This is a genomic window from Sulfurisphaera tokodaii str. 7 (assembly GCF_000011205.1).
Lineage (GTDB): Archaea > Thermoproteota > Thermoprotei_A > Sulfolobales > Sulfolobaceae > Sulfurisphaera > Sulfurisphaera tokodaii.
On record NC_003106.2, the window covers coordinates 323821 to 347188 of the forward strand.

At 32.1% G+C, this 23368-nt stretch carries 25 protein-coding genes, 1 tRNA gene, 1 other RNA gene and 1 pseudogene; 20 read left to right on the forward strand and 8 right to left on the reverse strand.

What is annotated here, in order from left to right:
- Nucleotides 1–27: 27 nt before the first annotated feature.
- Nucleotides 28–204: pseudogene (locus tag STK_RS14710) on the reverse strand (putative integrase); the annotation flags it as partial.
- 636 nt (nt 205–840) lie between these two features.
- On the opposite strand from STK_RS14710, the gene STK_RS01720 reads away from it, so the two are divergent.
- The 5 genes from STK_RS01720 to rnpB all read left to right on the forward strand — a co-directional run bounded on the left by STK_RS01720 (nt 841) and on the right by rnpB (nt 2500).
- Entirely contained in the window at nt 841–1035 is a 195-nt protein-coding gene (locus STK_RS01720) for a hypothetical protein (protein WP_052846257.1), read from the forward strand.
- A complete protein-coding gene (locus STK_RS01725; RefSeq protein ID WP_052846259.1) occupies nt 983–1306 on the forward strand; it encodes a transcription elongation factor in 324 nt (107 codons plus the stop codon). Before STK_RS01720 ends, STK_RS01725 begins: the two co-directional genes overlap by 53 nt.
- On the forward strand, nt 1257–2009 hold the full coding sequence (locus STK_RS01730; protein ID WP_052846261.1) for a geranylgeranylglyceryl/heptaprenylglyceryl phosphate synthase: 753 nt from the start codon (nt 1257–1259) through the stop codon (nt 2007–2009). Before STK_RS01725 ends, STK_RS01730 begins: the two co-directional genes overlap by 50 nt.
- A 2-nt stretch (nt 2010–2011) precedes the next feature.
- The gene (locus STK_RS01735) at nt 2012–2188 is read left to right on the forward strand and encodes a preprotein translocase subunit Sec61beta (protein ID WP_010978264.1); all 177 of its coding nucleotides are present in this window, start codon (nt 2012–2014) and stop codon (nt 2186–2188) included.
- Between the two features lie 8 nt (nt 2189–2196).
- Nucleotides 2197–2500, forward strand: an RNA gene (gene rnpB / locus STK_RS14520) — RNase P RNA component.
- On the opposite strand, the gene STK_RS01740 is transcribed toward rnpB, so the two are convergent.
- Complete coding sequence (locus tag STK_RS01740; protein WP_010978265.1) at nt 2490–2993, reverse strand: DUF367 family protein; 504 nt, start codon at nt 2991–2993, stop codon at nt 2490–2492. The two genes, rnpB and STK_RS01740, sit on opposite strands and share 11 nt — an antisense overlap.
- Nucleotides 2994–3049: 56 nt before the next feature.
- Between STK_RS01740 and STK_RS01745 the strand changes: the two genes are divergently transcribed.
- From STK_RS01745 to STK_RS01760, 4 genes are all read left to right on the forward strand, one after another.
- Complete coding sequence (locus STK_RS01745) at nt 3050–3301, forward strand: Lrp/AsnC family transcriptional regulator (RefSeq protein ID WP_010978266.1); 252 nt, start codon at nt 3050–3052, stop codon at nt 3299–3301.
- An 8-nt stretch (nt 3302–3309) separates the two neighbouring features.
- Nucleotides 3310–4602 (forward strand): TiaS agmantine-binding domain-containing protein, encoded by a 1293-nt coding sequence (locus STK_RS01750; protein WP_420825186.1) that lies wholly within the window; start codon nt 3310–3312, stop codon nt 4600–4602.
- 52 nt (nt 4603–4654) lie between these two features.
- A tRNA-Arg gene (locus STK_RS01755) sits at nt 4655–4729 on the forward strand.
- Nucleotides 4730–4841: 112 nt separating this feature from the next.
- The gene (locus STK_RS01760; protein ID WP_010978269.1) at nt 4842–6140 is read left to right on the forward strand and encodes a tyrosine-type recombinase/integrase; all 1299 of its coding nucleotides are present in this window, start codon (nt 4842–4844) and stop codon (nt 6138–6140) included.
- A 1204-nt stretch (nt 6141–7344) separates the two neighbouring features.
- Here the strand turns inward: STK_RS01760 and STK_RS01765 are convergent.
- Nucleotides 7345–9933, reverse strand: a complete 2589-nt coding sequence (locus tag STK_RS01765; protein WP_010978270.1) for a phage/plasmid primase, P4 family — start codon at nt 9931–9933, stop codon at nt 7345–7347.
- Between the two features lie 160 nt (nt 9934–10093).
- The gene (locus STK_RS01770) at nt 10094–10369 is read right to left on the reverse strand and encodes a hypothetical protein (RefSeq protein ID WP_010978272.1); all 276 of its coding nucleotides are present in this window, start codon (nt 10367–10369) and stop codon (nt 10094–10096) included.
- Between the two features lie 217 nt (nt 10370–10586).
- Between STK_RS01770 and STK_RS01775 the strand changes: the two genes are divergently transcribed.
- Nucleotides 10587–11414 carry a hypothetical protein gene (locus STK_RS01775; protein WP_010978273.1) on the forward strand — a complete coding sequence of 276 codons (828 nt, stop codon included), beginning with the start codon at nt 10587–10589 and terminating at the stop codon, nt 11412–11414.
- Nucleotides 11415–11472: 58 nt separating this feature from the next.
- On the opposite strand, the gene STK_RS01780 is transcribed toward STK_RS01775, so the two are convergent.
- Nucleotides 11473–11775, reverse strand: coding sequence for a putative integrase (locus STK_RS01780; RefSeq protein WP_010978274.1), 303 nt, complete (start codon nt 11773–11775; stop codon nt 11473–11475).
- A gap of 576 nt (nt 11776–12351) precedes the next feature.
- Between STK_RS01780 and STK_RS01785 the strand changes: the two genes are divergently transcribed.
- From STK_RS01785 to STK_RS01810, 6 genes are all read left to right on the forward strand, one after another.
- Nucleotides 12352–14163 (forward strand): ribosome biogenesis/translation initiation ATPase RLI, encoded by a 1812-nt coding sequence (locus STK_RS01785; protein ID WP_010978275.1) that lies wholly within the window; start codon nt 12352–12354, stop codon nt 14161–14163.
- Nucleotides 14164–14195: 32 nt separating this feature from the next.
- Nucleotides 14196–15350, forward strand: a complete 1155-nt coding sequence (gene fbp / locus STK_RS01790; RefSeq protein WP_052846263.1) for a fructose-1,6-bisphosphate aldolase/phosphatase — start codon at nt 14196–14198, stop codon at nt 15348–15350.
- A gap of 42 nt (nt 15351–15392) precedes the next feature.
- A complete protein-coding gene (locus STK_RS01795) occupies nt 15393–15629 on the forward strand; it encodes a 30S ribosomal protein S17e (RefSeq protein WP_052846873.1) in 237 nt (78 codons plus the stop codon).
- A 4-nt stretch (nt 15630–15633) separates the two neighbouring features.
- Nucleotides 15634–15882, forward strand: a complete 249-nt coding sequence (locus STK_RS01800) for a hypothetical protein (RefSeq protein ID WP_069168171.1) — start codon at nt 15634–15636, stop codon at nt 15880–15882.
- A gap of 2 nt (nt 15883–15884) precedes the next feature.
- On the forward strand, nt 15885–16253 hold the full coding sequence (locus STK_RS01805) for a hypothetical protein (protein ID WP_010978278.1): 369 nt from the start codon (nt 15885–15887) through the stop codon (nt 16251–16253).
- A 189-nt stretch (nt 16254–16442) separates the two neighbouring features.
- On the forward strand, nt 16443–17894 hold the full coding sequence (locus STK_RS01810; protein WP_232616512.1) for an ATP-binding protein: 1452 nt from the start codon (nt 16443–16445) through the stop codon (nt 17892–17894).
- Here the strand turns inward: STK_RS01810 and thsB are convergent.
- A complete protein-coding gene (gene thsB / locus STK_RS01815; protein ID WP_052846874.1) occupies nt 17891–19549 on the reverse strand; it encodes a thermosome subunit beta in 1659 nt (552 codons plus the stop codon). The genes STK_RS01810 and thsB overlap by 4 nt on opposite strands.
- 151 nt (nt 19550–19700) lie before the next feature.
- On the reverse strand, nt 19701–20261 hold the full coding sequence (locus STK_RS01820; protein WP_010978281.1) for a TFIIB-type zinc ribbon-containing protein: 561 nt from the start codon (nt 20259–20261) through the stop codon (nt 19701–19703).
- A 64-nt stretch (nt 20262–20325) separates the two neighbouring features.
- Between STK_RS01820 and STK_RS01825 the strand changes: the two genes are divergently transcribed.
- The 3 genes from STK_RS01825 to psmB are packed head-to-tail and all read left to right on the forward strand — an operon-like array spanning nt 20326 to nt 22521.
- Complete coding sequence (locus tag STK_RS01825) at nt 20326–20604, forward strand: hypothetical protein (protein WP_010978282.1); 279 nt, start codon at nt 20326–20328, stop codon at nt 20602–20604.
- A gap of 7 nt (nt 20605–20611) precedes the next feature.
- Entirely contained in the window at nt 20612–21892 is a 1281-nt protein-coding gene (hisS, locus tag STK_RS01830; protein ID WP_010978283.1) for a histidine--tRNA ligase, read from the forward strand.
- 35 nt (nt 21893–21927) lie between these two features.
- A complete protein-coding gene (gene psmB, locus STK_RS01835; RefSeq protein ID WP_010978284.1) occupies nt 21928–22521 on the forward strand; it encodes an archaeal proteasome endopeptidase complex subunit beta in 594 nt (197 codons plus the stop codon).
- Here psmB and STK_RS01840 read toward each other — a convergent pair.
- On the reverse strand, nt 22505–22885 hold the full coding sequence (locus tag STK_RS01840) for a DNA-directed RNA polymerase subunit G (RefSeq protein ID WP_010978285.1): 381 nt from the start codon (nt 22883–22885) through the stop codon (nt 22505–22507). The genes psmB and STK_RS01840 overlap by 17 nt on opposite strands.
- Before the next feature lie 47 nt (nt 22886–22932).
- Here STK_RS01840 and STK_RS01845 point away from each other — a divergent pair, with 47 nt between their 5' ends.
- Nucleotides 22933–23367 carry an Lsm family RNA-binding protein gene (locus tag STK_RS01845; protein WP_052846267.1) on the forward strand — a complete coding sequence of 145 codons (435 nt, stop codon included), beginning with the start codon at nt 22933–22935 and terminating at the stop codon, nt 23365–23367.
- The last annotated feature ends 1 nt before the right edge of the window (nt 23368 follow it).

The window sequence follows — 23368 nt, forward strand, 5'->3', positions numbered from 1 at the left end:
TGTGGGGGATACCCCCACACCCCCAATGCTAACGTAAAATTCCACTATCTTATCTAAAGGACCTACGTAAGTTTCCTTTACGTTACCATTAGAATCCTTCTCTATCTTGTAAACATAATACTTATTCCCTCTTTGACGTATCTTATATTGCCCGGCTGAGAAAACCCTATAACCCATATTTAAATTATGTCCTGTTTCTTTCATATAATCTTTTAGTTACGAGGTTATTGCCCTAGTTATCTGTTAGATTAAAAGAGAGATAAAAAATTCTATATTAGTAATAATAACCGTTTAGTGTTATTATTATAATTATTTTTATGAAATTTTAGTATTATTTTTTATGCAACAAGTTTTGATTCCTCTCAACTATTGTACTATAAAGCTGCTTAGTTATCTTAAAATCAATTGTTAATCATTAAATTTTATAGCATATGGAAAACAGTAACATAATTTTTGAACTATATGAATATAAGGTAATATAAAGAATAGATATATTGTGCTATCATCTGTAATTAAAGCTAAATCTGCTGTTATCGAGGGTAGAATAATAAAATTGCAATTGACTGATTCTTATTTTTATTTTTATATTTTTATGGGAAAATATAGAGATTATATCCTTAATGAAATATTATGCTCTTGTAAAAATTTCTTATTTAATAATATTTTTAAGAATAATAATAAATGCTACCATCAATATGCGTTAGAGTATGCACTCGAGATGGATAAAGTTTTAACATTAGAAGTTACTGAAGATCTCATGAGGGATATTATTATGGAGATTTATACCATGGATAAGTCATTTATACTTCGGAAAATACTATTTAGCCGAGGTTTAATACGTTGATCCCTACGTTAGGTATTCTTTATTTAGCTGTTGTTGGAGTTATAGTATCTGGTTTAATATATATCTCTTTTGCGGAAGTTTTTAAGAGTGGAATAAGAATTAAGCTTCAGAGAAGTAAAATAAACAAAGGTGGATCAGATGGGGGGAAGAAGAAAAAGAAGAAAGCAACTACTTCTAAGACCAAAACCTAAAATACCTAATACCTTTGAATGTCCTAGATGTGGAAAAGTAGCGATAACGGTAGAAATTAAAAATGGTATTGCCAAAATAAAGTGTGGAAATTGTGGACTAGAAGACCAATTTGAAGTTCCTCCGATATTTGATGAAGCTAACGCATATGGGAAGTTTATTGATAGATATTTTGAAGGTAAGATAGAAATAAAAGAGAGTAATAGTGAGGAGAAGGAAGAAAATGAAACTGAGAGGGAAAGTGAGGAAGATAATTCAGGAGAAACTGAATGAAGGAAAAGTTTTGCATTTTTCTTTATTCGATCCTGATAAAGTAGATCTAGAATCAATTTATTCAATAGCATTAAAGCTAGTAGAATCTGGTACAAGTGGTTTTTTAATAGGTGGAACTTTAGGAGTATCTAAAGAAAAACTTGACAGTATAATAGAGATTCTTGAAGATTTTGAGGTACCTAAAATAATTTTTCCTAGTAATGTCAATTTAATAACTGAAAAAGCTGATGCAATACTTTTTATGTCTCTCTTAAATTCAGATGATATTTATTATATAACTGGGGCTCAATTAATTGCCGCACCCATAATTAAGAAGCTTAAGTTAGAATCATTACCTACAGGATATATAATTGTTGGGCATGGAGGAACAGCTGCTCATGTTGGTAAGGCTAGAGTAATACCTTATGATAATATTGAATTAATAGTCGCATATTCTATCATGGCTGAACTTTTTGGAATGGATTTCGTTTATTTAGAAGCAGGCTCAGGTGCACCAGAGCCCATAAGACCTTCAGTTATCTCTATTACTAAGAAATACTTAGAAAATTCTAAAATTATAGTAGGAGGTGGAATTAGAAATGAAGAGATAGCAAAAGAATTAGCTCTTGCTGGAGCAGATATTATAGTAACTGGGAATATTATTGAGCAGAATTTGGAAAAAGCATTAAAAATAGTAAAAGAGATTAGTAATATTAGGAGATAATTATGCCATCAAGTAAAAAGAAGAAAGAAACAGTACCTTTAGCGTCTATGGCTGGATTAATTAGATATTATGAGGAGGAAAATGAAAAAATTAAGATTTCTCCGAAACTTTTGATAATTATAAGTATAATTATGGTCGCTGGAGTAATAGTAGCATCTATATTAATCCCACCCCCATAAAAAATAAGGGGAGCCCTAGATTGGGCTACGGGTTGCTGAGGAAACACCGGCCTCCAGGTCCCAGGGAGACCCCGTTAAGGGGTAGGGGTAGCACCCCTAGCAACTACACAGAAACGAGACTGGCATGATAGCAGATGAAGATGATTTGATGGTAACCCAAGTAATTGGGTTACCTAAATGAGAGCTATCATGCCAGTTGAAACGGTAGTCTCTCCTGGAGCAAGTGGGGAAAAGATGAGAAGGGACCCGATTTTCCCCGAGACGCTAAGTCAAATCCCAAAAATACAGAAGCCGGGTTATGCTAGGGCTCCCCTATTATCTTTTCTATTACTTCTCTCTCTATTTCTAATATTTCATTTTCTGATTTATTTCTATAAGATTCTAATAATTCTTTATTAAGTTCTAAAAAAGTATGTCCCCATTTAATAATATTTGCGATTTTTATGGCTTCTTCTACCTCATTTAATATATACAATGAAGCTATCACTGCTTCTATTGACGATAACTTATATGCAATCCCATAATTTGTTGGATTACCTGCGAAAAGAATAGGTAATCTTCTATGTTCTCCTTTTATTTTCTCAAATTCAATTTTAGAAGTAGAATTCCATGAAGTGTCAACAATAGTTATACCAGTTTTTAATGCAATATCTTTATCGAGAATAGATAGAATTCTTTTAGAATATGGATCGAGAATTATACCTTTTCCATATCTTGTTAATTCTGCAAAATTCAATTTAATTAATTTTCTTCCTGTACATTTCTTAGGATCATCTCTATGATAATCTATAATATATACTTTCATTAATTGTCATAAAGTTCTTATAACTTTATAATTAATAAACCTTCTGTAGATTAAAAATGGCCTCTGCAATAGTCCTCATAAATACAGATGCTGGTGGAGAAGACGAGGTATTTGAAAGATTAAAAAGTATGAGTGAAGTCACAGAAGTTCATGTAGTATATGGAGTTTACGATATAGTAGTGAAAGTTGAGGCAGATTCTATGGATAAATTAAAAGATTTTGTGACAAATACAATAAGAAAATTGCCTAAGGTGAGATCAACATTAACAATGATAATAGTAGAGGGAAAGAGTCTGGTCAAAAAATAATTATTGGTATTGACGATCACGATTCTCCAGTAGCTGGATGTACTACTCATTTTTCAACATTGCTAATTAAAGAATTAATTAAGGAAAAGATAAAACTTTTAGATTTTCCTTATCTCGTTAGATTAAATCCTAATATTCCGTGGAAAACTAGAGGTAATGCTAGCATAAAAATAATTATTTATAGCGAAAGAGATATAGATGAACTGGCTGATATTATATGGAATAAATCCATAGAATATACAGAAAAAATCAGTAAATCAGCAAAATATAACAGAAAGCCTGGTTTAGCAATATCAAATAAGGATATCTCTGATAGATGGTTTTATGAGAAAGCCGTAAAAGATGTTATCCCATTAAATTTGGCTATAGAGTATGCAAAAAAACAAGGCATGATAATAAAAGGTGATCGAGGTATCATAGGAAGTATTGCTGCAATTTCATATAAACCTAAAGAGTTCACTTATGAACTTATAACTTATAGACCAGAAAATGAGTGGAATAAGAATAAAAGAGAGATTGATATTAATAGTGTTATAGAATTCGAAAATAAATACTTCCCTTATGTTTTTGAAAATATTGATTATATAAAGAAATATTTGTTAATTTCTCCTCATGGTACTGATCCTATTCTATATGGAATTAGAGGAATTGATGCTAATATTTTGTTAAAAGGGCTAAATGAAATTATAACTAATGATAAAATAGACATGGCTATGATATTTAAGACTAATCAAGCTACTGATGACCACATAAATTCGTTTTCTAATTATTTTTATCAGACTACAGAAATTGAAGGAGAGATTTCTAAAATAGATAATATCAGAGGCGGTGATGTAATTATTAACGTTAATAGTAGTACAATAATAGTATATAAAGAAACTGGGGAGTTAAATATTGCTTCTAAGTTGTTAAAGGTAGGAGATACAATAAGAGTTGTTGGAGCGGTTAAACCTTCAGTTAAATATGGAAAGATAATAGAAGCTGAAAAAATTGAGGTTATTAAATTAAATAACAAGATTTTTAAAAACCCAGAATGTCCTAAATGCAACGGATCTACTGAATCTTTAGGAAAAGGCAAAGGATTTAGATGTAAAAAATGCGGTTATAGGTTCATTGGAGAAAAAAAATTAAAGGAAATTCCTAGGGAATTAACTTTAGGAATTTATCAATCTCGATATTATAGACATTTAAGTAAACCAATTTATCTTAATTTAATTAAAGAGAATAATTTAAATATAGATATAATAAATAATATTATAAAGTATTTAGTTAATTTTAAAAATATGTATACTTATTCCTGAAGAAGAGATTAAGAGTTATTATTTTATTACCTATTAGAGATAATCTATCTATGGACCCGTAGCTCAGCCAGGATAGAGCGCCGGCCTTCGGAGCCGGTGGTCCCGGGTTCAAATCCCGGCGGGTCCGCTATTTCCCGTTAAATTGAAAGATATTTTAATTCTCTATATCAGTACATTAATGCAAGGTATCTCGGCAAAAATGCAAAATCCTTATTAGGCTGAATGCTAAACATATATTGATGGTCAGTTTCGATATTTCAAAGTTAAACTATGATCAAAGACTCCGCGTGCTTAAGAAGGCAGTAGAAAAGCATGGTAAGGCATATATTGCGAGAGTATGCAATGTTAACTTAGCTACTATTTATCGTTATTTAAATGGTCAGATTTCAACAATACCAGATGAGGTAATTGAGAAGGCACTTCAAACATTAACAGTTGAAGAGATTAGTGATGCGATCTATGGTCTAAGGACTGTAGAAGTTGATCCAACGACTGCTTTAAGTGTAGTAGTTAAGGCAATGAAGGATGAGGGTTTTCGAAACTTCTTCCTATCCTTACTTTATAAATACTTAGGAGATTATTTAAAGCAAACATCTCAGTCCTATATCGTTACAGAAGAAGATGTTGAACTGTTTGAGAAGATTGTTAGAGAGACCAGAACTAAGAAGACAGCAGATGATATAATCAGGTATTTAACACGTGCTTTAGCAGAATTAAATAATGAACTGACCCCTGATAGGTTAAAGGAGTATATATTTGAATTAACGGAAGAAAATAGGGGTAGAGCTAGACACACTGCAAAAGCATTAAAACTCTTCATTAAAGAAGTAGTAAAGACAAGGGATAGCCACTTAGCACGAGAGTTATATGATTCATTTAAAATACCTAAAGCTAAGACTAATTATAAGCCCGTCAGCCTGAGCTTAGATACATTAAAACAAATATTTAACAATATAGAGGATTTGGGTGCTAAAGCATTCTTCTTGATTTTGACTGAAACTGGGCTGAGAGTAGGCGAAGTATTAAACTTAAGAGTAGACCAAATTGACTTAGAGCACAGAGTTATTAGGATTATGAAGGAGAGTGAGACTAAAAGAGCTTACATATCATTTCTTCATGAGGGTACTGCTAAATGGTTAAAAGAAGTTTATTTACCTTACCGCGAAGATTTCGTTAAACGTTATGAGCTCAACGTCAGAAAATTAGCCGAGGCTAACCCTGACCAAAATATAGATATTGAGGCGTGGAAGACAAAACTATTCCCATTCAGAGAGGATATGCTTAGAGCTGAGATTAAAATTGCAATGAGGAAAGTGGGCAAAGAGTTCAGGCTTTATGATTTAAGATCATTCTTCGCATCTTACATGATTAAACAAGGTGTTTCCCCAATGATAGTGAATTTATTGCAGGGTAGAGCACCACCACAGCAATTTCAGATACTACAAAACCATTATTTAGCAATCTCAGATATTGAACTACAGCAGTACTATGATAAATATGCTCCACGCCTCTTAGAGACTGTTCCAACATATTCTTAGATATCGAAATATGAAATTGATGTAAGCACGTGTACTGTTTACAGTCCACTTTTTAGTAGAATCATTTGTAGATTTGCAGAGTATATTGTGTTTTTCTGCAGTCTACTAAAAAGTGGACACGGGTGTATATACCCCCACCCCCTTCACCTAACTTACAAATTTCAAATTCGCACCCGCATATATATTCGCATTGCGAATTCAGCGAAATTCTGCGGAATCTTTCTACTTAACTGCTGAACTTTTTAGTTTTGTGATCATCTCTCCGCTGAAAGTTTCCAATTTTTTAACTAACTTCTCTTATTAACCACTAAAAAGTTGGCACTACTGAATCCTTCACGTGCTGTATTGGAATATTAATTGCAAAAAATTGCAAAAGCACTGGTTTTTGAAATGCAACCAGTTGGGTTTGAGGGGTGGGGGAGGGGGTGGGGGGTTACAAAATTTAGCACCTAGCCACTTTTAGGTGGCTAGATAGCAAAATTTGTAAAACAAACTGATTTTGCTCTAATAAGCACATAGATTAGTTTTTGGGTATACTGGGGTGTATAAGATCTTCACGCCGAATTTTATAATTACCAAATTTTACAACAATACGTAAAGACTTTTCATTTAAAGTTGATAACTAATTTTTACCCTTTCATGGGATATGTGCTATTAAATTTTACAAATATTTTTAGGCTTTCCGCCTTCATCTCTCCGATTGGGGGCATATAAAGGAAGAAGGACCGCGAAAGTAAGCCGTGTCACTGCATATGATGAGCGTAATAGCTATTCATAGCTATTATAGACGCTAATCAAAATAGCTATTATGAAGATGCTGACTAGGTTTAGATAAACTCCACGTGGGTTCTTTTATCTTTATATGCCTTTGCCTCCGCGTATTGAGGGCGTAAAGCCTTAATTGTTTAAACTTTTCGGTGAGAGAGAACATCAAATTTATAAAAATTGAAATTACGGGGCTTATGTGTGAGGGGGTCGTTAGATAAATTCAATTAATCTTTGTAAGAATATTTGAAAATCACTATTCTTATAGGAATAATATTACTTGGTTGACTATTTAGGTCACAGTGGTCCAACCAAAAATACTATTATTTTTTAAAACACGTGGTAACTTTTTTCACATTTTAATAGCAATTTGAGTTGGGACACCGTGACCAAAAATGTACATGACAGTTTAAAAATTCAATTAAAAAAATTCAAAATTTCAGTTGAATTCCATATGTTCTTCATCTATCCATCTACATAAATTCCTCTTTTCACACCAATCCAATAGTTCAAAAGCCCTGAGTCCTAACTCATCTTGTAAGTCCTTCATACTTCTAACTTTGCCCTTATATTGTGAATATAACTCTATTAATGAATTAGACACACCCACACTATCATTTCCACCCGTGCTATCTTCCTTTAGTTTAATCCCAACATAACACCAATCCCTTTCACCACCTATCCTTTTCCTTTGTTTTACTATCCTGAACCTACTCTCAAGTCTTTTCGTGAATGTGCTTTGAGGTTCAGGCTTTTTCTCGTTCTCATTACACCACTCAGTATACATACTATATAACTTCTTCTTAGACACAAACAAATTTCCGTTCTTAGGGTCATATTCTACTTTCCCACTCTCAATTAGGTCTTTAATAAATGCATAAACAGTATCTGAAGCCCTTTCCCACTTTTCTTTAATATCTGCACTACTATCCTCAAAATCAAACTTCTTCTGCTGAATCACGCGTGCAAATGCTAATATTGAAACTGTGATTATCCCCTCAATTTCATCTTTACTAAATGTCCTATCAAAGAATGTTGGGTCAGGATCAAATTGATGTGGAAATTCTATTACTAACCATCTTCTCCAAAATCCATAAGTCTGGTCTTTTACCACGGGCAATTCATTCGTGGAGTTGATCAGTTTAGCATAATTGATAAAGTATATAGGATCCCTGAACTTCTTTTGCCCCTCAATATAGTCCTCCCCCGTGAGTTTCTTAAAAGTGTCAGTGTTTGTGATTTTGAAGGCAAAGAGCTCACTGCTAATGTTTGCTAATTTATGGTATAACTCTATTGAGGCAAATTTATCACCATCAATTATCCTCTTGAGCGGTACTGCAGACACGTTATTTTTGCCAAGTATCTTCAGTAGTAGATTAAGAAATGTGGACTTACCGTTTGAACCATTACCCACGAGTAGGACTGCTTTATTAAAGTCATACCGTGGGTAAAGTGTGTAACCAATTACTTCAAAGAGCAAGATCCATTTATCATCAACCCATGATTTGAAGGTCTCCAAGCTCTTAGGACACACACCGCGTGCTAAATTCTCAATATCTTGTACTTTTATCTCCTTCCTCTCAAATTTTATTATCTCATCAATCTTAACACTCCACGGTATATAATGGAAAGCATATACGCGTGATGTCCTCTCCTTTGTATCATACCAAGTTATATCTTTGTCATTCCACTCCAAGGTGCCATTCCTAAATGCAATTCTCATTGGTTCTTTAACTAAGGGTCTAAGTGTTCTTCTCATAATCTCATCTTTAATATTTTTAACCACGCGTGTCTTATCAGAGCCTAATGGGAAATCCCTATACTCCTCTAACTTATCATTAATTATTTTCTCTATAGTCACATCAAAAGGTTCATAAATCCCCTTCTTCTTACTGAATCTAAATAAGCCGATAACGTACTCCTTAGCCTGATCCTTTCCCTTAAATGTTACAAGTCTATGTTCCCGCGTGATTTCCTCAGCGATAGCCTCGATAACAATTTGTTTAGCTTTTGATTTATCCTCTTTTGATATATTCTTAGCCTCAAGATACTTTGATACTACACTCCACGCGTTTTTAAGAGTTATCAGGAAATATTTGCGTGAATCCCACTTCTCATTATTCTTAGCCTTAGAGTCCTCTGGTAAAACCTGGAGTATTAGATCCGGATCCCTAAGCCCATGATATAATGATGTTTTAATTACCCTAAAGTCCCCACGACTCCTATCAATTCCTACATCAGCATAAGTTTTTCCTTCACAAATAACTTTGTACTCTAAACTACTGTGTTTAAGTTTCCCACAAATCTTATTTTTAGCCTCTTCAACACTCTTGAATTTGTTCTTCTTCTTGAGCTCAGCAATAAACTCCTCATAATGCTTATCCTCTGCTTTTAGTTCTTCCTTCCTATCACCTAACCATTCTATCACCCCACGTGATGGTTCAATCCCTATCTTTTTGCCCTTCTCTATTAGAAAGTTAAGTATGCCCTTTAGGTCAGCTTTTCTTATTTCATTATTATTAATAGAAGTATAGCATGTGGTATAGTCCTGACCCTTCCATGGGCATTTATCTGTGCTGCATGTTTTATGATTTACACAAGACTCAGGACCTACAACATAACTCCTAAAACTCTGTAAGTCTGCTATTCCTTTCCCATCTTTAATAAATGCGGGATTGAACTTCTGTGGTGGTATCTCATCAGCAGTAACGTAAATATGGATACCCCCGTGAACCGTATTAACACAGAGTGTGTTTTTGCATAGTTTAGTAAGCTCATCTTCTCCTATCCACGCCTTTAATAGTTCTTTATCCTCAAAGTCCAAAATTACTAAATTATTATGCCCGCCTAAGACTGCATAATTATGTCCTTCCTCAATCATCTTAAGGAATTTCTGGTACTCCTCATCAGTAGGCTTTCTATCCTGATACTCCTTCCATTCAATTGCCGGTCTCTTATCATCTTTATTCAGCGGTATAACGACAAACCCGTGCTGAATAAACCACTTAGCCCATTCTACTCTATCCACGCTGTATTACCTCTACTACCTTGATCTCAGGGCATTCAGCATATCTTCCCATATCTCCACAGATACTACTATCGCTATAACAATGCCTACCAAATGGGCATGAAGATTTTTTAATCTGTCTAACAGAGTTTAAACTAGCCATACGCACGCCCTCTAATTTTTAACTTAATTGCACGATTAGCGTGATTTTTTTAATTTTTGTCCAGTCTAACAAATTTTTTGGAAGACCTATGGCTAGCGTTCCGTTTTTATTAACAGTGTAGAAGGTCTTGAAGCCGATCGGGATAACATCATCATCAATTTTAGCATAAACATAGTATTTTTTGCCTTTTTCTATAACTTCCGAAAAAATCTTTGGCACGAACCCATACACGCGGTCCTTAGCTACTACAACAGTCACGGATGGAATAACAATTTGCTTAACTTCGAGTAACATTTTCTCACCGATAAAATCTCTGAAATTTCGCTATATATTAAAATTCATGGATAAAGCGAAAGGGATTTAATTTAAAATGAAATGAAAGGAAATTCAAAAGCGAAAGGAACCCCCCACGTGTGGTTTAGTAAAGCGAAAGGAGGTTAATCTAAGCGAAATGAGATAAATCGAAAGCAGTGCGGTAAATTAATATATTGCGTTTCGCTAAACTGTAGTTATGAGTGAAACAGCGAAAGATAAGAAAGATAATATAAAGGAAATATTAATTAAGAGGAAGGAGGTTAGCAAGGAGGAGTTAATGAACTTGCTTAAGGTTAGCCCCAGACGTGTTGAGCAATTAATTAAGGAGTTAAATGAGGAGTTTATGGAAGAGGGTTTCAGAATAAAGGGCATAGGGAAAAGTCCAAGGAAATATGTTTTGGAGAGAATTGAGTATGATGAATTCACGTTAACTCCCGATATCGCTTCATTGTTACTGAGATTTTCCAATTTAGATACTTCATGCAGACTCGTGCAGAGGTTCAAGAAAATACTCCCGCGTGCTTTAGAATTATTAAAGGAATCGAAATGGAGATTGTTATATTACACGGCTTTGGCAGGGATTAAGAGTGGCTCAATGACCATTATTCCGGAGGACCGAAAGGTTGAACTAAACGATGAAGATATTAAATTTCTGAAGCAATATATTTCGCGAGAAAATTACAATTTATTCATTAACTTTGTGTTTTATAATAGCGAGTTATTAAAGCAGTTTTTCAGTAAGTTAAAGTGGTCTGATGTTGAAAAGAATCCAGTACTTTTAACTATCGTTCAGTTTGTACAAAATAAGGGTTTGCATAGGGAAATTATATGCAATGTTGATCCCGAGTTCATCGTGTTTTGGGGGCACGGAATGGAAGAACAATTGTTATCAGAGTGTTTGCCTAGTAAGCAAGTAGAAGTGTTGGCAAAATTAGATGAGGTAAGGAAAAGAGTCCTTGAAGTGAGAAATAAAGTTAGCGATCTTCTTGACCCCATACAAACGGATAAAGGTGTGTTATCTTAGCAAGAGGATTTAGAAAACACGCGAGAGTAAATGTATATTTGGCATTTTTGTTGAATAATTATTTTTCGAAATGCTTTAGATGCAAAATAGCACGTGCAAAAGTTAGCCTAAAATGCAAGGTTATGTGTTCTTCGGAGCCGGTGGTCCCGGGTTCAAATCCCGGCGGGTCCGCTTGTAGGAGGATACTCCTTATGACCCCCAATTTCATTTTTAGATATGATTCAACTACGTCAACTAAAGAACCAACGTAACGCTCTTTTACCTCACCGTTTATCGTTTCCAGCTTATAGGCATAATACCGACCTTTTCTTTCGCGCAAAATATAATTACCGAACTTATATCTACGTTGTTTATCCGCCATTTCGCCTCACAGTATTATGGTTGCAAAATTTTAAACGCATTGTGGTATCACGTCAATTTTTGCTGTAAAAATGAGTTAAATTAAAAGTAGATAACAAATATTTTTGTTGTAAAAAATGAATTCAGAAAACAAAGCGACTTAGGAAATGGGTCACTAAGTATCGTTCCTCCACCGTTACATCTAAACAAGTAGTATACGTTGCGTAAAGAATTCGATATGTAGAGTTTATCATATTATTTTATTATTAATGGTTTTATAAAAGTATGGGGATATCTTATTTAGTATATACTATACTCTTTTTAGAAATATTTGCTCTAATAACTTGTAGTTTTGTAGAGTACTTTTTGGGATTTATTAATACTTAACACTCTTAATGCCAACCAAAATTCCTAAGGTAATTTTTTAAGTTAATTAAATATGTCATGATGTGGTGAAGGTTTTGGTTTTTGAGGAAGATTGGGAAGAAGAATTTGACGAGTTTGAGGAAGAGGAAGATTGGGAAGAAGAAGAGTTTGAAGAGGAAGAATGGTAATAAATTAAAGTTTTTTCTTACTTTTATTTAAGTTAGGTGTCATTATGAGAGTTGCAGTAATTAATTATGATTTTTGTAAGCCAGATAAGTGTAATTTAGAATGCATTACTTTCTGTCCTATTAATAGATCAGGTAGTAAAGCTATTGAATTATCTGATTTAGTTAAAGGAAAACCGATAATATATGAGGAGACTTGTATCGGTTGTGGTATATGTATTAAGAAATGCCCTTTTGAGGCTATAGATATTGTAAATCTTCCAGATGAGTATGGCGAAGATGTAATACACAGATATAAAATAAATGGTTTCAAGCTTTTCGGAATTGTAACACCAAAAAGAGGATATATAATAGGAATATTAGGGAAAAATAGTACTGGTAAATCTACTATTCTAAGGATTTTAAGCGGTGAGCTTATTCCTAATTTTGGCGATCCTCAAGCTAAATTAACTACTGACGAGGTTTTAGATCATTTTAAAGGAAAAGAAATATATGACTATTTTTATCAATTATATAATAAAAAAATAAGAGTAGCACATAAGATACAATATGTAGAATATGCAGCTAAATATCTTAAAGGTACTGTAAATGAATTACTAAAAAGAGCTGATCAAAGGGGAAAAATAGATGAGGTTAGGGAACTCCTTAATATGAAAAGTTTTTGGGAAAAGGATGTAAGATATTTAAGTGGTGGTGAATTACAGAAATTATTAATAGCAGCCACATTATTGAAGGATGCTGATATATACCTATTTGATGAACCTTCGTCTTATCTTGATATTAGGGAGAGAATAAATATGGCTTATGGAATACGTGAATTAACTAAAAATAAATATGTTTTGGTAGTAGAGCACGATTTGATTGTCCTAGATTATTTAGCAGATTTAGTAAACATTATATATGGCAAAAGCTCTGTTTATGGAAGGGTTTCTAAAACATATAGCAATAGAGTAGGAATTAATAATTTCTTAAGAGGTTATTTACCAGCTGAAAACGTAAAAATAAGACAAGAGGAAATAAAGTTCAATTTGAAAGATCTTACAGATTTAGATTTTAACCCACAAGCTTTACAAAAAGTTATTTGGACAGATATTACAAAGAAATTAGAGAGCTTTTATTTAGAAGTAAAAGGTGGTTATGCGAGAGAAGGGGAAGTAATAGGTATAGTAGGTCCTAATGGGATTGGTAAAACAACTTTTATGCGTATTTTAGTGGGTGAAATAAAACCTGATTCTGGTGAGGTCTTAACAGAAGGGCTTACATTATCATACAAGCCTCAGAAAATTGTTCCAGATTATGATGGAACAGTGCAGCAATACTTAGAAAATGTAAGAAAAGATATATTATCCTCTTCCTCGTGGTTCTACGAAGAAGTTATAAAAAGATTAAATTTGCATAGGATTTTAGAGTCATATGTAAAAGATTTAAGTGGTGGTGAATTGCAGAAATTATATATTGCAGCAACTCTTTCTAGGGAAGCAGATATATATGTTCTTGATGAACCTTCATCATATTTAGATGTAGAAGAACGATATATAGTAGCAAAAGCGATAAAAAGAGTTACTAGGGAGAGAAAAAGCGTTACTTTTATGGTAGATCACGATTTAGCTCTACATGATTATATAGCAGATAGAATAATGGTATTTTCTGGCGCTCCAGGGTTTTATGGCATAGGCAAAACTCCACAAACTCTAAGTAGCGGTATGAATGAATTTCTAAAGGAATTAAGAATAACATTTAGAAGAGATATGGATACTGGAAGACCTCGAGTAAATAAGCCAGGTAGTTATCTAGATAGATTACAAAAAGAAACTGGGGAATATTACTCTTTAAAGGTTATAAAAGAAGAATCCGCATAAAGTTTTTATCTGTATAGAGTAATAAGAGAGTGATGAAAACTACTATAAGTGTAATAAAGGCGGATATAGGAAGTTTAGCTGGTCATCACATAGTTCATCCAGACACTATGGCAGCCGCTAATAAAGTATTAGCTTCTGCTAAAGAGCAAGGAATAATTTTGGATTACTACATAACTCATGTTGGTGATGATCTTCAACTTATAATGACTCATACTAGAGGAGAACTAGATACTAAAGTTCATGAAACTGCTTGGAACGCATTTAAAGAAGCTGCAAAGGTGGCTAAAGATTTAGGTTTATATGCAGCGGGTCAAGATTTACTATCAGATTCATTTTCAGGGAATGTAAGAGGTTTAGGTCCAGGAGTAGCAGAAATGGAAATTGAAGAAAGAGCATCTGAACCTATAGCTATTTTTATGGCAGATAAGACTGAACCTGGTGCTTATAATTTGCCCTTATATAAGATGTTTGCAGATCCGTTTAATACACCCGGTTTAGTTATTGATCCTACTATGCATGGTGGTTTTAAGTTTGAGGTGTTGGACGTTTATCAAGGAGAGGCAGTAATGCTTTCAGCACCTCAAGAAATCTATGATTTATTAGCACTTATAGGTACACCAGCTAGATATGTTATAAGGAGGGTATACAGAAACGAGGATAACTTATTAGCTGCTGTAGTTTCCATAGAAAGGCTGAATTTAATAGCTGGAAAATATGTAGGTAAAGACGACCCTGTTATGATAGTAAGGTTACAACATGGTTTGCCAGCTTTAGGTGAAGCATTAGAAGCTTTTGCTTTCCCACATTTAGTTCCTGGATGGATGAGAGGTAGTCATTATGGTCCTTTAATGCCTGTATCTCAAAGAGATGCTAAGGCTACACGTTTTGATGGTCCACCAAGATTATTAGGACTTGGTTTTAATGTGAAAAATGGAAGACTTGTTGGTCCCACAGATTTATTTGATGATCCAGCATTTGATGAAACAAGACGTCTTGCTAATATTGTTGCTGACTATATGAGACGTCACGGTCCATTTATGCCACATAGATTAGAACCAACGGAAATGGAATATACTACATTACCTTTAATTTTAGAAAAACTAAAAGATAGATTCAAAAAAGAGTCAGATGTTTACAAAGCTAAAGAAAGTATTTATGCTAAAGAAGAAAGTCAAGGTCATGATTAATTTTTTCTTTTCCTTTCTTTATCTTAATTTAAGGTGATTTATGTGGGCAATGTGTACACCAAAGATATAAAGAGAGTAGCCATGCAATTATATGAGAAATTTAAAGATCAAATTTCCACTGATTATCAAGCTAATAAAAAAATAGTAGATGCATATGTTGATGTTATGTCAAAAAAGGTTAGAAATAGGATTGCTGGTTACTTGACAAGATATGCAAAAATGCAAAGAACTCAAGTTAAAAATGAGGTAGAAGAAGAATATATAGAGGGTGAAGGGTAAATATATGGTAAATATTATTTTTAAAGGTCCATTAGTAAATTATTTTGGAACTGATAGAATTATTCTTAAAAATTCTTATAATGATATAATAGATTTAATAAAAGAAATAGATAAGAATGATATTATAAGTCATGACGGTAAAATAAGGGCTGGATATATAATTCTAATAAATGGAAGAGATTATAGGATATATAATAAGCAACTAGGTGAAAATGATACGGTAGAAATAATTCCAATTAATCATGGAGGATAAAAATGGAGATTAGTGAATTCTCTTCAAGTATAGATGATATTAAAAAATATATTGGATTAAATGAGAATTGTATAGTTCAGATCATAGATTTTATACCGAAGGATATTTTAGCTAGTCATGCTTGTGAAGTATTTTTTTATTATTTAGATAAAGGATACAAAAACAGAATAAAATCTCCTGAAATATTTTTCTTAACATTATTATACGGATCTCTTAATATAAATGAAATTCTAAATAAAATAAAAATTTCCCAAAAAAAGTATATTATAAAATGTTGCAGAAATGAGAAAAATAATTATAAGAAAATTGACAAAGAAACTAGAATTCAATTATCTAATATAGCTATTAATTCACTTGAGACTCTCATATAAGTTTAGAACCAATATTATATGAATCAGAAATACCTTGCTTTTGTTCCTTTTATTATTGGTGTATATCTATTACTAATCTCTTTACATCTAATTAAATATAATAATTTTATTATTTTTATAACTATTATTTTTATAGCTCTATTAATACTAATATATAAATTAAATCTTAATAATAGAATAGAAAAAATAATGCTTAAATCAGTCATAACTAACTCCATTTATGAAATAGAAATAGATAACCAAAAATATTACTTCATAGGGTTTAGAATAATAGGAAAAGAAAATAATGAGGGAAAGATAGATTATAACTCTGAGCTTCAACTAGCTATTGATACAATTAGAAGAAATAAGGAGAGACATTTAAAAATAGCTATAGTAACTCTTTTAGACCCATCACCTGGAAGTGCAATTATATTTTATGCTAAAAAAGATAATGATTATGAAAGTTTTAGAAACGAAACTATATTAACTAAAAATATGATTGAAAGTATTGCACCTCATATCACATTAGAACCTGTAGAATTAAAAACAGATACTGTATTTCCAATACCTAAACTCTTAGGAAGTGTCTCATATGGAGGATATGTAGGTCAAATGAAATATGATATAAAAGCTAATCGTGTAGTTATTGGAGAATACGACATAGAACTAGGTAATATAATAGATGCTACTGAACTACCCGTAGGGATAAGATCAAATGATGTTTTTAGACATATAGGAATTTTTGGATCTACAGGAAGTGGCAAGTCAAATACAGCTGCAATAATTGCTGACGAACTTTATAAAAAAGGATTTGATGTAATAATATTAGACTGGCATGGTGAATATAAGAATTTACTTCCTAAATTTAATTTGTATAATAATAAGAATTATCTAGTTCTGAATCCTATTAATATGGATGATTTAACAACTATGGATATAACAGAATTGATTGGTGATGTTCTAGAACTTACCGAACCACAAAAGTTTATACTTTACTTGGGTTTAGAAGCCTTAAATCAGATGAAGGAATTCAGTTTCAAATCACTTTTACAAATAATATCTGCAAATATACCAGATAATACCTATATGCAAAGAGATATTAAATTTGCTTTGATTAGAAAGATAATAATGATATTTTCTGGGTTAGGCGAAAAACTCTTCTCATCGGAGAGCGGTTACACTTACTTAGATTTAGGCGAAAAATTAAGAGGAGGAAACATAATTGATTTAAGCTTTATTAGAAATATAAAGCTTAGAAAATTATATGGCTTAATGATATTAAAATTTTTATTAGAATATGTAATAGAAACCAAGAATAGAGACAGAAAAATATTTATAATTATTGAGGAGGCTCAAAACTATTTTAGCCAAGTGAATACTGTAATAAATAGGGCGTTACAAGAAATTAGAAAGTTCAATGTAGGGCTATGTATAATATCTCAGAGTCCTTCTAATGTTGACCAAGAAGTTATTAAGAATACAAGTATAAAGATAATTCACTCTATTAAATCCAATGTAGATAAAAAAGTTATTGCTGACTCAATATCACTAGAAAAAGAAGAGATACAAATACTAGATAAGCTTGACGTAGGAGAAGCTCTATTGGTTGCACCAAATTTAAGAAAAGAAACTCTAATAAAGGTAAAAAAAGTAGCTTAATCTTCTTCTTTCTTTTCTTCGCTCTTAGATTCTCCGCCTTTGCTTTCTGACTTCTTTCCTGCAGCTATTAGATCATCAATTCTTAATATTAATGTTGCAGCTTCGGTTGCAGCTTTAATTGCATTCATCTTTACTACTGCGGGCTCTATGACTCCAAGTTTCCACATATCTTCTACTTGGCCAGTAAACACATTAATACCATACCATTTGTTTGCCTCGTTCTCATGGGCACTTCTTAGTTTTACCAACAGATCAATAGGATCATAACCACCGTTTTCAATTAATATCATTACAAGGTTTTCTAATGCTGACGCATAAGCTTCAATAGCTAACTGTTCTTTGCCTCCAATTTGCGGTGCATATTTCCTTAATCTTTTTGCAATTTCCAATTCTACTGCTCCACCACCTGCTACTGCTCTACCATCCCTTATTACATCGGCTACAGTCCCTAGAGCATCTCTTAATGCTCTTTCTGTCTCATCAACTACTCTTTCTAAACCTCCTCTAATTAATATACTTACAGCTTTGGGATTCTTAGCTCCTTCAACAAATACCATTTTATCTTCTCCTACTTTTCTTTCTTCTACTAGTGCTGCATATCCTAAATCTTGTGGAGTTAATTCATCAATATTAGATACTACTCTACCACCAGTAGCTCTGGCTAATTTTTCTAAGTCACTCTTTTTAGCTCTTCTTACAGCCAAAATTCCTTTCTTTGCCAGATAGTGTTGTGCGACTTCATCAATTCCTTTCTGGCATATTACTACATTAGCACCAGTAGCAGCAATCTTATCTACTTTTTCCTTCAGTAAGTTTTCTTCTTCCTCAAGGAATTTCTTCATTTGTGTAGGGTCATTTATACGGATTTCTGCATCTAATTCTGGCTTTTCTACCTCTAAGGAAGCATCAAGCAATGCAATTTTTGCATTTTCTACTCTCTTAGGCATTCCAGGATGAACAACTTCTTTATCGACAACAATTCCATAAATTATTTGTGTATCATTAATACTACCGCCATGTTTCTTAACTATTTGTATATTATCTAGATCAACGTACCATCTATCTCCTCTTAATTCTGCAACTTGGGTTACTGCTTTTGCGACTATATCTGCAAGGTATTCTCTTGCACCTGCGACTGCTTTACTATTTAGTGATGTCATAGCAACTTTCTTTAATATATCCATATCATTGACAGATACCTTTTGAGCAATTTCTTCTATTGTTTTTAATGCTTGTTCTTCTGCCTTCTTAAATCCACTTACTATAATAGTTGGATGAATCTCTTTATATAGTAGTTCTTCTGCCTTTTTAACTAATTCTCCTGCGAGAATTACCGCAGTCTTTGTACCATCTGCTGTCTCTTCATCTTGTCCTTTGGCTATTTGTACTAATAATTTAGCTGCTGGATGTTGTAAGTCCATTTTGTCAAGGATTGTGGCACCATCATTTGTAATAGTAATATCACCCAGACTATCAACTAACATTTTATCCATTCCTCTAGGTCCATAAGTACTTTTTAGAGCTTCTTCTACAGCTTTTACAGCGGCTATGTTTATTCTTAATGCTTCTTTGCCATAAGTTCTACTTGACCCTTCTTTTAATATAATAACTGGAATACCTTCAGGTGTAGTTGCAACTGTAGCTGTGGTTGACATTTTTTCCACCGCTGAAAGCACATAAGAAGTGCTTATATAAAAAATTTTCTGTTAGTGTTTTGCGTGAATTTATACTCTGTGATTTAACTCAATATCTTAATTTTTATATAATAAAAGTTATATTTAAAGAAGTAAAAAGAATAATGCTTTGTTAAATATTATAAAAACTATTATTAGTCCTTTTTCCTATTTTATTTTTCAAAATATGCTGTATTTTAGTTTTTTCCTTAATTTTTATTTTAGATAATATTTTATTCATATATTTATTACTAATATTCAAATATCTTGATAATCTATTAAATTCTTTTTTATCGTAAAAATATAGTGCAATTGCCAATTTATATTTAACGCTTTTTGAATGAAATACTGGAAGATTATCAATAGTATCATATAATAATAATAATTTCTCGTTATTTTCCAAAAATTTCATTGCATTCAACGAGGTCTCTTTAATTACTGAACCGTTATATATAATTGTACTTTGTAATTTGTTTCTTCTACCTTTAAGAGTTTTATTCTTGAATTCTTTAATTCTTTTAGTTTTCGAGAAAAAATCGAAATATAAAGTTTCTGGGAAATAAACACTTTCGTCATAACTAGTAGAGTCTTCGTAATATATTTTATCAATGACTGAACCGCAACTTGTACAAACTAAATTACCATTTTTATAATCCCAAACTAAATTTTCACTTTCACAATATGGGCACTTCATGAGTGTATAGGATTCCTAAAGTATATATGATACTTATAAGGTATAACTTACTATAGAGACCCAGATGAATGAAGATATTGATATGTTAATAATAGCAAATGACCTTAAGCAAAGAGGAAGAAAATCGATAATTAGTGGAAAATTTATTTTCATTAACATGGCAAATGAGTACGAATACGTGGTATATCCGGTAAATGAAAATAAAACCCTCAGTGTAAAAGAATTAGAAGAATTTGTGGATTTTTCTAATAGAATTAAGAAAAAAGGTGTGATTGCAATAGTGGATAAATATGGTGATGTAACATACTATTTATTATCCGAAATAAATTTAGGTAAAAAGTGAGTAAGAAATGATTTCTTATGAGCCAGTAAGAGGAATGAAAGACTATTATGGCGAAGAGCTTCATAAAATAAAAGTAGTCGAGAATGCTTTTTTGAAAATTGTAAAACTAGCTGGATATCAAGAAGTGGAAACACCTATTGTAGAAGATTTTCAACTATTCGCTTTAAAAGGAGGAGAAGAACTTAGAAATACAATGTATGTCTTTAAAGATAAGGCCGGTAGAGAAGTTGCATTAAGACCCGAGTTCACACCTAGTATAGTTAGATTTTATCTTAATTCATTACAACATTTACCTAAGCCTATACGCTTATACTATTTAGGAACTGTATATAGATACGATGAGCCTCAATTTGGTAGATATAGGGAGTTTAGGCAAGCTGGTATAGAATTACTAGGATCTTCCAATATTTATTCAGATTTAGAAATATTACAAATATTAATAGAGATATATAGAGAATTAAATCTTATAAATAAAATTAGATTGAAAATAAATAATATATCATTAATAAGAAAAATACTTAATAAATTAAACATAAGTGATAATCTTCAAGAGCATTTTCTACATTTAATAGATAAAGGAAAAATTGATGAGGCATTATCACTTTTACCAAGTTCAGAATATACAGAACTTATAACTAACATCCTAAGTGTAAATAATTTAGATATCTCAAGTTATAATAAGATTAAAGAAGATCTTACAGAAAAATATAATTTAAAGGATTTAATTCAAGATCTAGATAGGATTATGTTACTCAAAAATATATTAGATAATCTAGGTGTAAATTCATATATAGACTTAGGTTTTGTTAGAGGTTTAGCTTATTATACCGGTTTAATATTTGAAGTGTTACATCCTTCTGTTTCTTTTAGTATTGCTGGTGGAGGACGATATGATAACCTTGTGGAACTGTATGGAGGTCCTCAAACTCCAGCTATAGGTTTTGCTATAGGAGTTGAGAGGACAGCATTAGTACTTGAGGAGCCTAATACTGTAAAAGAGAAGCAAAACAAAATAGGTGTAATAGTTTTATCAGACGAAGCTATATTATATGCTATTAGAATTGTGGATAAATTAAGATCAAATAATTATATTGCTACGATTAATCTAAAATCTATATCAATTTCTAAATTAATTCCTTCTTATGCTGAGGAAGGGTACTCGTTCTTAATTTTCATAGGTAAAAAGGAATATGAAGATAAAACTATAACTTTGAAAAATCTCAGTACAAAAGAGCAAGTGACTATTAAGGAAGAAAACCTTTTGGACTATCTTAAGCAAATAATTTAAGTTATCAAATAATCATTTTCATGGGTTATTAAAACATGGAAGAACTTCCTGCAACAGCGTTAGGTATTAAACTTAATGACGGTATAATTCTTGCTGCTGAAAGGAGACTTAGTTATGGCGGTTTCGTACTTAGTAGATCAGCTAAAAAAGTTTTTAAAATAGGAAGATTCGGCATAGCTGGAGCTGGTATAATGGGTGATATTCAAACATTAACACGTTTAATGAATGTTGAGATAAAGTATTACGAAATGTATAATAATAAGCCTATATCAGTAAAGGCAGCAGCTAAGTTATTATCAGTTATACTATACCAGTATAAGTGGACCCCCTTTATTTCGGAATTGTTATTTGGTGGTGTAGACGATGAAGGTCCCAAATTGTTTGTTTTAGATCCTATAGGTTCATTAATTGAAGATAATTACGCTGCTGTTGGTTCTGGTGCCAGAGTAGCAATAGGAGTTTTAGAAAGTGAATATGATCCAAGTATGAATTTAGATAAAGGGAAAGAAATTGTTCTAAAAGCACTAAAAGCTGCAATAGAAAGAGATGTAACTTCAGGTGACGGAATAGATATATTAACGATAAAAAGAGATAATACATCAAGCGAAGATTTTATAAAGATTTTTTAACACAAAAATAGACATGGTCCATCATCTTAAATAGACTATTACCTATTAATCCTTTTTCGCTATAGATTTTTACTATTAATCCAAATAGAGATATTTGATCTAAAATTTTGTTGCCTTCCGGTTTCTCATAAAAAAGATATCCGTGCGCACAAAAATCATTAGAAGTATAAACTGGTTTTTCTCTTGATATAATCATCGATACATTTTCTTCTTGTTTAAAGATATTAATACTTTCCAATATATCAAACTCTACTTGATATATTCCACAATCCATTTTGATTATAATAAGTCCCTTTAAACTACCCTTATCTATTGAGGTTATTTTACATGTAGTCTCGACTTTACCTTCAACCTGAACTGACATACCCTTTATAATAGTTTAATCTTAAATAATATTAACTATTATTCATTTTGATGAGTAGTAGAAGAGTTGCAACGGAATTAAATTCCCTTCTAGATAAAGCGATTGTTGTAAGGCTTATTAATAATAAAATCTACTACGGTACTTTATCTTCATATGAGCTATCACCATTTATTTTAACACTAACAAATGCAAAAGATAATGATAATAACACTTATTATAAAGTTATTTTAAATGGAAATTCTATAACTGAAATTCTAGTCAAATCTTCGCCTATATTTGATCCGAAAGAATTTGCAGATTTAGTGACGAAAGAGCTTAATTTACGTGCAGGAGACGCAAAAGTCTATGAGGAGGCGGGGGTTGTAGTAATACTTGATAGGATAAAAGTTTCTGAAAATGGAGTGGAAGGAAGCGGACCCTTGGCACAAAGAATTTACGATTTATATAACGATTATATAAATAAGAAAAAGAAAGGATCTTAAA